The following is a 12,734-nucleotide window of genomic DNA, read 5'->3' as shown; positions in this document are numbered from 1 at the left end:
CCCCGCAAACTGTTGCTGCTAGCTTTGTTCGCCGCAGTTGCGCCCGTAGCGGCGGGGCACGCCCAAGCCCGCGGCGGGGCCCTGCCCGAAGCGCCCGCTGCCAGCTACCGCGGCCAGTCGTTTCCTCAGCAACGCACGCCCATCGAGCAGTTGCCCTTGGGCGGCCAAGCCGAAATCCTGCGCCTGGAAACGCTCCTTGACCAAGCCTATGCGGGCCTGACGGCCAGCCCTACGGCCGCCGTGTTCCCGCCCATCCTGGCCGAGGCCGTGGCACAGGCTGCCGAGCAAGCCGCCGCCGTAGAGCCCACTTGGAACCAGGACGCGTACCGCCGCGAAGCTGCCTTCTACGCCGCCGAAGAAGCCCGGCGCCATCCCGCCAAGCCCCAGCGCTGAGGGGCCCCGGCGCAGCTTCGTCTCCTAACCGCTCTGCATAAAACGTAGCGCGGCCTCTGTAGTCCGCGGCCTTCGGCTCGCCCTGCCAATTGCCGGGCCGCGGACCACAAAATCCGCGCTACAACGCTTGGCTAGTCAGCGTAAACTCGTCAAAGTCGGCCACGGCTGTGGCTGGGCCCTGCGCCAGCACCCCCACCCGAATACCCCGGTCCCAGGGCGGTAGGTATGCTCCGTCAACGTCGGAGCCAGGGGGCATCAGGGCCTGCCAGGTCCGGCCGTCGTCGGCGCTGTAGGCGAAGGCAAAGTGCGTGCTACGGCGGGCTTGCAAGCGCAGGCGCAGGGGCCCCGCGCCGGTGGGCAGCGCCGTTTCGACCAGTACTTCTTCCTGGCCTTTGGCGCGGCGCACGAGGCGCAGGCGGCCGTCGCCGGCCAACAGGGCCAGGGCGTTGTCGGGGTCGCCGAAGGCAGCCAGGCCGGCGGTGGTACCGGCGGGCAGCGTCGCCAGGCGCAGCAGGGTCGTGGTGGCGTCGTAGTTGGCCGTATAAATGGTGTGGCCTAGAACCGCCCCGCCGTGGTCGGGCCGCGCCGTGAGATGCAGCTGGCCCCCGCCCACGGTCGCGGCGGGGCGGTACTCTACCGGCCACTGCCAGGCCAGGCCCAGGGCCGCACCGTCAAATCCGTCGCGCACGGGCGGCGCGGGCCGGGTCGGAGCAGGGGCTCCCGGGCCGCCGCTTACGAAGACGGGCCAGCCGCCGGCGTTCCAGACGAACTCGCTCAGCAGGCCTTGGCGGCCCACCATTTCGCCGCCCGGCGCCGCGGCGTAGGCGTGGTGCAGCAGGTACCAGTGGCCGTTGCGCTCCACGGCGGTACCGTGGCCGGGGCATTTCCAGGTATCGTTTTGGGTGAGTATGGGGTTACGGGCATATTTCTCCCAGGGGCCCAGCAAAGTTTTGGCACGGGCCACGCCGGTGGCGTAGGTGCAGCCGCCGCCGCAGCAGCCGTTAGCCGCGTAAAAGGCGTAGAAGTAGCCGCCGTGGCGCACCATGCTAACGCCCTCCACAAGCCTGCCCTCCCAGGGTGCCGTATTTCGGAACAGCTCGGTTCTGGTACCTGTAAGGGCGGTGCGGGCCGCGTTCATTGGCTGGGCCCAGATGGGCGTGGGCTGGCCGATGCTGTTGCCGTCTTCCTTCCACACCAGGTAAGGCTGGCCTTTTTCGTCGCGCACCGGAAAGGCATCAATCGAGCCGTCGGGCTGGCCCACCAGCGGGCCGTGGTCGCGGTAGGGGCCCTCGGGGCGGTCGGCGCTGGCAACGCCCACGGCCAGGTTGCCGCCTTTTTTGTGGGCGGCGTAAAAAATATAGGTCTTGCCGCCGTCCTGGCTGATTTCCGGGGCCCAGAAGTAGTAGTCGGCCCAGGCCGGCTGCTCGCCCGAAAACACGTGGCCCACCAGCGTCCAGTCCGTCAGATTGGTCGATTTCAGCAGCGGAAACACAGGGCCCCAGTTCGACGACGTGGCCGTAGCCCAGTACGTATTGCCGATTTTCGTCACCGACGGGTCGGGGAAATCACCTGGTAGCACGGGGTTGACTACGGCCGTCGGCACGGGAGATTTAAGCCCGGCAATGGCCTGGCCCACGGCTGGTTGCAGGGCCCCCAGCGAGGCAACGCCCGCCAGCCCCACGGCGGCCAGTAAGTGGGAGCGAGTTAAAATATCCATGAGCGGAACAAAAAAATCGGCTTGCGTAAGGCGGGTCAAAGACTTGGGGGTTGCCCGTAAAGCAGTAAAGAAATGGTAATTGCTCATTCGCCGCCGGGCCGTGGGAGCGGCGTATCAATGGCCACCGGCGTACCAAAATTGGGCGAGCCATCGGCGTTCCAGGTGAAGGGCTGCATCCGCGGGTTGCGGGCGTTGCCGCAGCCTTCATTGGCGTTGCTGTTGGCATGGTAGATGAGCCAGTTCTGGGTGCCGTCTTTCGAAACGAAAAAGCCGTTGTGGCCGGGACCGTAGGCGTGGTTGGCGGTATTTTTCGCAAATACCGGCGTGGCCGATTTCGTCCAGGCGTTAACGTCCATCGGGTCGGCCGTAGTGCTGGCCGTGAGCATCCCCAGGGCGTAGTCGTCGGTGCTGCAATGGCTGGCCGAGTACGTCAAAAACGTCTGGCCCGCGTGCTGAATTACCTCCGGCCCCTCATTTACTTTGGGGTAGCCGTTCAGCTCCCAGGCGTACTGAGGATGGCTGAGCTGCACCCGGGGGCCGGTCAGCGTCCAGGGGTTGCTCATTTTACAGATGTATATGTTCTGCTGTACGGAGTTAGCCTCCTGGCCCGACCACAGCAGATAGCGGCCGCCGTTTTGCTCCAGCACGGTGCCGTCGATGGCCCATAAGTCCTGGCCGGGCACGGCAATCTGGCCTTTCTCCGTCCAGGAGCCAGTCGTGGGGTCGGGGCTGGGGTTTTCAAGCACCCACAGGCGCTGGCCACCGCAGCACATTCCGGGGCCCGCCGTGAAGTACACGTACCACTTGCCATCCAGGAAGTGCAGCTCGGGGGCCCAGATGTTGTGTGAGTCCAGCCCGGAAGCCGGCGGCGTCCAGATTATCTTACTCGCGGCCGAGCTTAGTTCGCTCATTTTGGCCGTTTTCCAGATCGTCACGTTCACGCCGGTAGTGTGCAGATAGTAATAAAAGCCGTCTTTTTGGTACACCCACGGGTCGGGGCCCGTTGATAGCAGGGGGTTAGTGTAGGTTGTGGACGCCGCAGGGGGCGGTATGGGCGGCGTGGGCGCGGGAGCTGTGCTCGAGCCGGAATTGCTACAACCAAGCAGGGCTGCCAGCAGCAGCGGGTTCAGGAAGGAAAAACGGAATTTGAAGCGCATAAGTACACAAGGAATTGAGAATAAACAGACTCGTTACATCGCTAAATTCGTTGTTTTGGCAGTCTGCGTCATTCCCAAAATCTGTCAGGAAGCTGGAAACGCCTAAGCACACCAGATGTTGCAACACCGCCACTCATTGAGTCTAGCAATGAGCTGTTATACAAAATGTTGCAAAACATTTTGCCGCAACAAGCTTAATACAGCTGTAGGCCTAAACGGCCGCTCCCTCCAGAAAAAGGCGAAGCGGCCGTCAAAGTTCAACCGGCTTGCCGGTTAATAGCCCTGGTTTTGGGTGAGGCCAATGAGGTCCACGTCCTGCTGGGGCAGGGGCAGTACCCGCGACTTGCCCACCACGAAGTTGTTGAACTGCGCGTCGTGCTGCTTGAGCTGGTCGATGCCGGCCTGGTTATCGAGCAGGCCATAGCGCTGCAAGTCGAACCAGTGCAGGCCTTCGCCGGTCAGCTCGGTCACGCGCTCGTGGCGCAGCTGCGTGCGCAAAGTAGCTTGGCTAAAGTCCCCGGCCGTCAGGGGCGCAAGCCCGGCCCGCTGCCGCACCAAGTTGATGAGGGGCACGGCGGCGGCCGACTGGCCCTGCTCGTTCAGGGCCTCGGCTTGCAGCAGCAGCACGTCGGCGTAGCGCATCACCCGGAAATCGTTGGGCGAGTCGAAGTTCTCGTCGCCGCGGTAGTAGTCGCTCTGGTACTTGCGCCAGTAGGTGCGGCCCAGGTTGAAGTTATTGCGCCGGTAGCGGTTGAGGAAGCCGTAGGTGCCTGGCTGGAAAGATGCCGGCCGCGACTGGTCGTATACCAGCGTGTCGGCGCTTTGCGGCAGAGCCGAGGCAAAGGTGCGGTAGTTGTAGAACACGGTGGCCGCCAGGCGTGGGTCGCGCTGGCCGGCGGCGGTACCTTCCTGCAACAGCTCGCTCACCACCCAGGGCCGCACCTCGCAGTCGGTGAAGCCCAGGTTGGCGGTGCCGCCGTTCTGGGGTGGGCCGAAAAACTTGGGCCGCTGGAAGCCCTGCGACGTAGTGGCGTCTACGCCGCCCTGCCCGTCGGGCCCCCCGATGTTGTTGTCGAGGAACTGCACCTCGAAAATGCCCTCCGAATTGTTCTTGGTATTGTGGCGAAAGTTATCGGTGTAGCTGTTGGTGAGCGTGTAAGTGCCCGAGCCGATGACCAGTGCGAACTGGGCCTGCGCCTCGGCCCAGCGCTTGTTTTGCATGTAGGCTTTGCCCAGCAGCGTGCGGGCGGCCCCCACGGTGGCCCGGCCCCGGTCGCTGCCCGAGGGATAGGACGCGGGCAGGTTGGGCGCGGTGCCCGTGCCGATGGCCGCCTGCAAATCGCTGATAACCAAGGCCCATAAGTCGGCTTCTTTGCCCTGGGCCGGGCGGTAGCTTAGGACGGCCGGTTGCGTCGAGAGCGGCCCGCTACCGAACAGCGACACCAGGTTAAAGTAACTCAGGGCCCGCAGGAAGTAGGCTTCGCCGAGGATGCGGCTCTTGAGGGCGGCATCCATCTGGATGGCCGGCACGTTGGCCAGCACCTGATTGCAGCGGTCCACCGTGCGGTAGCAGTCGCGGTAGGCGCTGGCGGTGGCTTCGAAGTTGTAGTCGGTCTGCACGAAATTGGTCATGTCGCGCAGTGCCGTGTAGGGGCTCTGGCTCCAGCCGTCGTCGCCGCGCCCGTCGTATAAAAACGAGAACCAGCGGCGGTACATCCCAATGCTTTGCAGGCCGGCGTAGCACGCCGTGGAGGCCCGCACGGCGTCGTCGCTCGTTTGCCAGAACGTGACCGTCGTGGCTAAGTTGGGGTTGCTCTGGTCGAGTAGGTTTTTTTCGCAGCCCGTGGTGAGCAGCGTGCCGGTGGCGGCCACGGCCAGCAGCAAGGTCTTAGTAGATTTCATCAGGATAAGGAATAAATTCGGGAGAAAGTCGGCGCGGTCACCGGTTAGAAGCCCAGCTGGGCCCCCACCGTGAAGGTGCGCGGGTTGGGAAAGTTGCCTTCGTCGATGCCGCGCGTGAGCAGCGAGCCGTCGCGGCCGCCGATGGTCTCGGGGTCGTAGCCCGAGTAGTGGGTGGCGGTGAACAGGTTCTGCGACGTGAGGTAGATGCGGACGCTGCTCAGGCCCTTGGTTTTCTCCACCAGCGTTTTGGGGACGGTGAAGCCGATTTGCAGGTTTTTCAGGCGCAGGTAGGAGCCGTCCTCCAGGAAGCGCGTAGAGTTGGCAAACGAGTTGATGCCGCTTTGCTGGGCCAGGCGTGGGGTAGTGGTCGAGGGGTTGGTGGGCGACCAGGGCGAGAGGTTAGCCACGTAGTTGGTGGGGTCGTCGAAGCGCCCGAGCCAGTAGGCCCCCGAGTTGTACACGTCGTTGCCCTGCACGCCCTGGAAGAAGACCGCGAAGTCGAAGGCCCCGTAGCCGGCCGTCAGGTTCAGGCCGTACTGGAGCTTGGGAAACACCCGGCCAACGTGCACCCGGTCGCCGGGGTCAATTACGCCGTTGCCGTTGGTGTCGCGGTAGCGCACATCGCCGGGCTGAGCGTTGGGCTGGGCGCTACCTTTGATATTATCGGCCGACTGGAAAATGCCATCGAACTGGTAGAGGTAGAACGAGCCCACTTCGTAGCCTACTTCGGTGCGGGTGATGGGGCCGGAACCTGCATCAAAGAAGTTAGCCTTAGCACCGGAGGTACCCAAATCCAGGACCTTGTTGCTGATGGTAGTAAGGTTAGCCGTGGCCCCGTAGTGAAATTTGCCCTTCGTTTCGTTGTAGCTCACGAGCAGCTCAAAGCCCTTGTTTTGGATGCGCCCAATTTGCTGGAAGGGGTTGCCGCCGGCATTACCCAAAAACAGCGGAATCGAGGGATACACGTTAGCATTACGCGTCTCCGATATGTAATAATCGGCGCTCACAGTCAGGCGATTGTCTAGAAATCCCAGGTCGAGGCCATAGTTTTGGGTACTGCGCTCTTCCCAGCCCACTGAGGGTGAGCCTAAGGCCGTCCGAATGGCCCCGTTGGCCGATTGCCCGCCGAAGTTGTAGTTGACGTTGGGGTTAGTAAATTCTTGGTAGGAGTACGAGCCACCGTAAGGCCCGTTGAGCTGGTCACTGCCCAGAATACCGTACGAAGCTCGCAGCTTCAGGTCACTGATGGCCGTGATGCCTTCAAAAAACTTTTCTTTCGACACGCGCCAGCCCAGCGAGCCGGCCCCGAAGTTGCCGTACTTGCGGTCGGCAGAGAAGCGCGACGAGCCGTCGCGGCGGTAGGCCCCCGTCACGAGGTAGCGCCCATCGTAGTCGTAGGTGAACTGCCCAAAGTAGGAGCGCTTGGTCCACACGAAGGTCGAGCCCGTGGCCGGCAGCGGAGTAGCCCCGGCATCGAGGGCCCAGTAAAACACGGGGCCGTTGCCGTAGCCCTGGGCCGCGCCCTGGGTGAACTCAAAGTTGTTGCGCTGTTCGGAATAGCCGCCCACCACAGTCAGGTTGTGCTTCCCGAAGCTCTGGTCGTAGGTCAGGGTGTTCTCGGCTAGTAAGAACGTTTCGTTGCCCTGCGCGTCGGTGTAGCCCGAAACGGGCGTTAGGTTGTTGGGGGCCAGGCCCCCGGCCTGCTGCTGGCGCTGGTCGTGGAACGCTCGGTACTGCGTGCCCAGGTTAAGGCGGTAGCGCAGCGAGGGCAGGAAGGAAAACTCCCCGAACACGTTGCCTTGCAGCTGGTTATTGGTCCCAATGTTGTTAAGCAGCCGCTGGGCCCCAATTGGGTTCGAGCCGAACGTGGGCCGGGTGTTGGAATCGCCGTAGCCATAGCCGCCCGGGTTAGCCGGGTCCAGCACCGGTGTGATGGGGGTGATGCGCAGCAGGTCGATAAACGGTGCGCCGTTGAGGCGCGTCTGGTTGGCGCGGGTCAGGGCCAGGTTCTCGCCAATTTTCAGTCGGCCCTTCGTAAAGCCCGAATTCACCCGCAAGTTGTAGCGTTCATACTTCGGCCCAGTCACCGTGCCCGACTGGCTAAAGTAATCGCCCGAAATAAGGTAGTTGGAGTTGGTGCCGCCGCCCGAAAAACCCAGGTTGTAGTCCTGCACCGCCCCGGTCCGGAAAAATTCTTTTTGCCAGTCGGTATCCACGCCCGAAGGATTGGCTATGCCGGAGGGTACGCGGGTGCCGGCGTTGGTGTAGGCTTGCGTGGCCAGGGCCGTGTACTGGGCCGCGTTGGCCAGGTCGTAGCGCTTGGCAATGTTCTGCACCCCGGCGTAAGCGTTGAAGTTGATGGCCGTCGTACCCAGCTTGCCTTTTTTCGTAGTGATGATGATCACCCCGTTGGCCCCCGACACGCCGTAAGGGGCCAGGGCCGCAGCATCTTTCAGCACCTGCACGCTCTCCACGTCCTGCGGCGTAAAGTCGCGCAGGCCGCCGGTTACCCACAGTCCATCGATGATGAACAGGGGCCCCGAGCCGTTGCTAAGCGAGCCAATGCCGCGGATGTTGATGTTGGGCGTCTGCCCGGGCGTGCCGTTGGTGGTCACCTGTACTCCGGCCAGGCGGCCCTGGATTGATTCGGAAAGCGTGGCCACCGGGGCCCGGCGCACGTCCGTGCCGCCCACCGTGGCTACCGCGCCGGTTACGTTTTGGCGCTCTTGGGTAAGGTAGCCCACCACCACCGCTTCCGAAAGCTGCTGCACGTCCGCGGCTAAGCTCACGTTCAGTTGAGCGTCACCACTCACGGCAACCTCTTTGGTTATGTAGCCAATCGAAGAAAAAACAAGAGTGGCCCCGGCGGGCGCATCAAGCGTGAACTCGCCGTTGGCGTTGGTGGAAGTACCGTTCTGGGTGCCCTTCACGAGCACCGTTACGCCGGGCAGGCCTCCGCCTTTTTCGTCGGTCACGCGCCCGGTCACGGGCTGGGCCGCGGCGGCGCGTCTAACAACGAGCGGGCGGTACGCAGCCAGGGTGTTGGCAACCCCAATCGAGGGCAGGCAGCACACTAAAGCGGGGAGTAGATAACGAGGATAAAGTAGCAGCTTTTTCATGAAAAAAAGAAAAAAAGGATAAAAAGAAAAAGTTGAAAATATGCAAACGTTTGCGCTATTTTTGGCAAAAAAACCGTCAGAATGGCGGCAATGCTTATTGCACTTTAAATGGAAGATGCTTACCCAAACAGAACAGATGTATGTGCCTTCAAATGAAAAAAATGGGCCCTGGGTACAATTGCTCAGCACTGTGTGGCCAACTACTCATCGTAAAACTAAAAGTATAAAAGCAAAATGCAAATAGTAGGGAATGCTTTCTCGCCAAAATTGAGCATAGGATTGCATAATTGACAATAATATTTCCCCGAGCATTCCTAGAAGGAAGTAGCCACGGTATGTTGGCATCGCATTAGTTGGGCAAAGGAGTAAACACGTTAGTGAATCCGCTGGGCAAATGCGGTTGTCAAGGCTTCAATCTGCATCGCATTGAACCTCGCGAGTTACTTATTAAACTTTATCAAGAAAGGGTCAAGGGCCATCGGGCAATGGTGCGCATGGGGCATGGGAAAGGTTTCCGATGCTTTTCTCATGTCCGGAATAAAAACTTACTTTGCAGAAGAGGGGATTTAGTGTTAAAAAACTCTTAAATTGAGCAAGTTTTGCGCAAACGTTTGTCTGTTTTGTAGAAAAATCTGACCTTTAACCCGCCCAACCATACACCATCAGGGGCCTAAACTTGTCTGCTCATGCCTATTGCCGCCATTGTCGCCGATTTCTACCGCCGTTTCGGCTACGAGCCTCTGCTGGTACGGGCCCCTGGCCGCATCAACCTCATCGGCGAGCACACCGACTACAACGACGGCCTGGTGCTGCCCGCCGCCATCGATAAGGAAATCTTTTTCGCGGTGGGCCTGAACGGGGGCGAAACGGTGCGGCTGGTGGCATTCGATAAAGCCGATACCTATGAAGTAGCGGTGGCTGATGTGTCCCCCAGCAATCACTTGTGGGCCAATTATTTGCTGGGTATAGTGGCCCAGTTCCAGGCGCACGGGGTGGCTGTACCGGGCTTCGACTGTGTGTTTGGTGGCAACGTGCCGATGGGGGCGGGCATGTCGTCGTCGGCCGCCATCGAGTGCGGGCTGGCGTTTGCCCTCAACGAGCTGCTGCACACGGGCTTCGACCGCATGACGCTGGCCAAAATGGGCCAGCAGGCCGAGCACATCTACGCCCACGTAATGAGCGGCCTCATGGACCAGTTTGCCAGTCTGTACGGCCGTGCCGGCCACGTGGTGCGCCTCGACTGCCGCTCGCTCGATTACGAGTATTTTCCGTTTGCCGCCGACCAGTACCACCTCGTGCTGTGCAATTCGGGCGTGAAGCACTCGCTGGCCAGCACCGAGTACAACAAGCGCCGCCAGGAATGCATGCAGGGCGTGGCCACGCTTCAAAAGAACTATCCCAAAATAAAGAGCCTGCGCGACGCGACGCTGGCCCAGATAGAAGCTGGCCGCGCCGTGCTGGGCGACGTGGTGTACCGCCGCTGCCGCTACGTGGTGCAGGAAAACCAGCGCGTGCAAGAAGCCTGCTATGCCTTGGAGGCCAACGATATGGCTGCCGTGGGCCAGGCCATGTACGCCTCGCACGCCGGCCTGCGCGACGACTACCAGGTGAGTTGCCTGGAACTGGACGCACTGGTGGAAATGGCCCGCCCGCTGCCCGGCGTGCTGGGGGCCCGCATGATGGGCGGCGGTTTCGGCGGCTGCACCATCAACCTAGTGGCCGCGGCCTTGGTCGATACGTTTGTGGCGGCGATGGAAAAAGCGTTTGAGCAGCGGTTCCAACAGAAGCTCGAAACTTACCACACCACCATTGTGGGCGGAGTGAGTGAGCTGCAAGGCGCTGCCGTGGCCGCGTAATCCATCCGCTCTTGCTCTTCCCGCGCTCCCTCTTTATGCCTTCGCCCGCCTTCGACCCCACCCACCAATCGCACCGCCGCTACAACCCGCTGACCGGGGAGTGGCTGCTGGTGTCGCCCCACCGCGCCCTGCGCCCCTGGCAGGGCCAGCAGGAAAAAACGCCCCCCGACCACCGCCCCGCCTACGACCCCACCTGCTACCTGTGCCCTGGTAACGTGCGTGCCAACGGGGCCCATAACCCGCCGTACACCGGCACGTTCCGGTTCGACAATGACTTTGCGGCCCTACAACCCGACGGCCCGCCCGGCGGCATCAACATTGATAACCTGCTGATTGCCGAGTCCGAAACCGGGGTGGGCCGCGTCATCTGCTTCTCGCCGCAGCACGACCTCACCCTGCCCGAGATGACGCCCGAGGCTATCCGGGGCGTGGTGGATGTGTGGGTGGACGAGTACCAGGCCCTGGGGGCCCGACCGGACATCAACTACGTGCAGATTTTTGAGAACAAGGGCTTCATCATGGGCTGCTCGAACCCGCACCCGCACGGCCAAATTTGGGCCCAGCACACCGTGCCCGTCGACCCCGCCAAGGAAACCGTGCAGCAGGCCGCCTACTTTAAGGAGCACGGCCGCACGCTGCTCACCGACTACCTCGCCACTGAGCTGCGTGAAAAGCAGCGCGTCGTTATCGAAAACGATACTTGGGTGGTGCTTGTACCGTTCTGGGCCACCTGGCCCTTCGAAACGCTGCTGCTGCCGCGCCGCGCCGTGGCCTCGCTGGAGTTGCTGAACGACGCCGAGAAGAACGACCTGGCCAACATCCTGCGCCGCCTCACCATTCGCTACGACAACCTGTTCGAGCTGTCGTTTCCGTACTCGGCCGGCTGGCACCAGCGGCCCACCGACGGCCAGGAATATCCCGAATGGCACCTGCACATGCACTTTTACCCGCCGCTGCTGCGCTCGGCTACGGTGCGCAAGTTCATGGTGGGCTACGAAATGCTGGCTAACCCCCAGCGCGACGTGACGCCCGAGTGGGCCGCCGACCGCCTGCGCTCACTGCCCGAAATCCACTACAAGCAAACGTCTGCTCCCACCGCCGCGTCGGTTGCCGACGAGGTGGCCCCGCCTGAAGCCCCGGGCAAGTAGCCTGGTTTTTTGCTAAAAAGGCCCGCTAAGTAATCAGCGGGCCTTTGCATGTAGCGTGGACTCTGCGAGTTCGCATCGCTGAACGGTCGCTGAACGATTATTGGCAGGACGAAGCGAGAGCCGCGGACTACAAAGTCCGTGCTACGGCGCTCAACTGCGCGGACTCGCAGAGTTCACGCTACGCATTACTGGCCGGCGGGCAACGCCAACGCCTGCCCCGCTGGTACGGGCTGGCCGAAGCTGGGGGCCCCACCGGGGCCCCAGGTGAAGGGCTGCATCCGCGGCGTGCGAAAGCGGCCGCAGCCCTGGCCGGGCGCGTCGTTGGCGTGGTAGAGGAGCCAGTTTTGCTGGCCGTCGGGCGAGGTGAAAAAGGCATTGTGGCCCGGTGCGTACACTTTATTGGCGGGCGACTGCTGGAAAACGGGCGCGGGGCTTTTCGTCCACGCGGCGGGGTTGCGCAGGTCGGCGTCAGCATCGGCCGTCAGCATCCCGAGGGCGTAAAAATCCGTCCAGCAGCCGCTGGCCGAGTACACAAGGTAGAGCTTGCCCGCGTGGCGTAGTATTTCGGGACCCTCGTTCACGTCCACGTGGGGTGGGCTACTGGGGTTGGGGAGGTCGCCGTTGCGCTCCCAGGCGTAGGTAGGGGTGGAGACGAGGACCCGCGGCCCGGCCAGCGTCCAGGGGTTTTGCATGGGGGCCAGGTAAATGTTCTGGCGGCCGTTGGCATCGCCCTCCCAGCCCGACCAAATGAGGTAGAGCTGCCCGTTGTTCTCGAACACCGACCCGTCGATGGCCCACTTGTCGGCCGCGGGGTCGGCCAGCTTGCCGCGGTCGGCCCAGGGCCCTTGCAGCGGGTTGGGCGATGCGTTTTCGAGCACCCAGAGGCGGTGCGAGGAGTTGCTGCCAGCATCGGCGGCGTAGTATAGGTACCACTTGCCGCGGAGGAAATGCAGCTCCGGGGCCCAAATGTCGTGGCTGTTGGGGCCCGTGGCGGGCGGCGTCCACACCACCCGGTGCTCGGCGGTTTTCAGGTCGGCCAGGCTCTTGGTTTTCCAGAGCGTGAGGTTGCTGCCCGTGGTTTGGGTGTAGTAATAATAGCCGTCGTGGTAGATGACCCACGGGTCGGCCCCCGCCGGTAGCAGCGGGTTGGTGAACGTAGCCGTCGCCGGGGCGGTAGGCCTGGCCGCGGTGGGGGCCCCGGTGGTGGGTTTCCGGGCCGGCCGTGCACAACCGCCCAGCAGGCCCAGGGCCAGCAGTGAAGGAAGGAGGAAGCGGAAGGTTATCGGCAAAATGTTGAACTGTGGAAGGTGAATTAAACGAGAGCGTTGCCAAGTAAAAATGGTCATGCTGAACGCAGTGAAGCATCATTCCCGCGTAAGTAATCCGTTGATTTATTACTGCGGCTTACTGCTGCCAGAGAAATGCTTCACTGCGCTCAGCAT

Annotated in this window: 8 protein-coding genes; 3 read left to right on the top strand and 5 right to left on the bottom strand. The window is 62.3% G+C overall.

The window, feature by feature from the left end:
- Nucleotides 1-12 precede the first annotated feature (12 nt).
- Nucleotides 13-393: a hypothetical protein gene (locus DDQ68_RS07995; RefSeq protein WP_109655825.1), complete on the top strand. Its 381-nt coding sequence runs from the start codon at nucleotides 13-15 to the stop codon at nucleotides 391-393.
- A gap of 118 nt (nucleotides 394-511) precedes the next feature.
- On the opposite strand, the gene DDQ68_RS07990 is transcribed toward DDQ68_RS07995, so the two are convergent.
- The 4 genes from DDQ68_RS07990 to DDQ68_RS07975 form a co-directional block, all read right to left on the bottom strand.
- Complete coding sequence (locus tag DDQ68_RS07990; protein ID WP_109658364.1) at nucleotides 512-2,110, bottom strand: family 43 glycosylhydrolase; 1,599 nt, start codon at nucleotides 2,108-2,110, stop codon at nucleotides 512-514.
- A gap of 83 nt (nucleotides 2,111-2,193) precedes the next feature.
- Entirely contained in the window at nucleotides 2,194-3,267 is a 1,074-nt protein-coding gene (locus DDQ68_RS07985; RefSeq protein WP_109655824.1) for a glycoside hydrolase family 43 protein, read from the bottom strand.
- Nucleotides 3,268-3,540: 273 nt separating this feature from the next.
- A complete protein-coding gene (locus DDQ68_RS07980; RefSeq protein ID WP_109655823.1) occupies nucleotides 3,541-5,169 on the bottom strand; it encodes a RagB/SusD family nutrient uptake outer membrane protein in 1,629 nt (542 codons plus the stop codon).
- Nucleotides 5,170-5,213: 44 nt separating this feature from the next.
- Complete coding sequence (locus tag DDQ68_RS07975) at nucleotides 5,214-8,288, bottom strand: SusC/RagA family TonB-linked outer membrane protein (protein WP_109655822.1); 3,075 nt, start codon at nucleotides 8,286-8,288, stop codon at nucleotides 5,214-5,216.
- 686 nt (nucleotides 8,289-8,974) lie between these two features.
- On the opposite strand from DDQ68_RS07975, the gene galK reads away from it, so the two are divergent.
- Together galK and DDQ68_RS07965 are read left to right on the top strand one after the other, a co-directional pair.
- The gene (galK, locus tag DDQ68_RS07970) at nucleotides 8,975-10,144 is read left to right on the top strand and encodes a galactokinase (protein ID WP_109655821.1); all 1,170 of its coding nucleotides are present in this window, start codon (nucleotides 8,975-8,977) and stop codon (nucleotides 10,142-10,144) included.
- Between the two features lie 35 nt (nucleotides 10,145-10,179).
- The gene (locus DDQ68_RS07965; protein ID WP_109655820.1) at nucleotides 10,180-11,292 is read left to right on the top strand and encodes a UDP-glucose--hexose-1-phosphate uridylyltransferase; all 1,113 of its coding nucleotides are present in this window, start codon (nucleotides 10,180-10,182) and stop codon (nucleotides 11,290-11,292) included.
- Nucleotides 11,293-11,477: 185 nt separating this feature from the next.
- On the opposite strand, the gene DDQ68_RS07960 is transcribed toward DDQ68_RS07965, so the two are convergent.
- Nucleotides 11,478-12,581 (bottom strand): glycoside hydrolase family 43 protein, encoded by a 1,104-nt coding sequence (locus tag DDQ68_RS07960; RefSeq protein ID WP_245897374.1) that lies wholly within the window; start codon nucleotides 12,579-12,581, stop codon nucleotides 11,478-11,480.
- Nucleotides 12,582-12,734 lie beyond the last annotated feature (153 nt).

Source organism: Hymenobacter nivis (assembly GCF_003149515.1).
GTDB lineage: Bacteria > Bacteroidota > Bacteroidia > Cytophagales > Hymenobacteraceae > Hymenobacter > Hymenobacter nivis.
The sequence above is the reverse complement of the archived record's forward strand: the minus strand, read 5'-3'. Positions and strand labels throughout refer to the sequence as shown.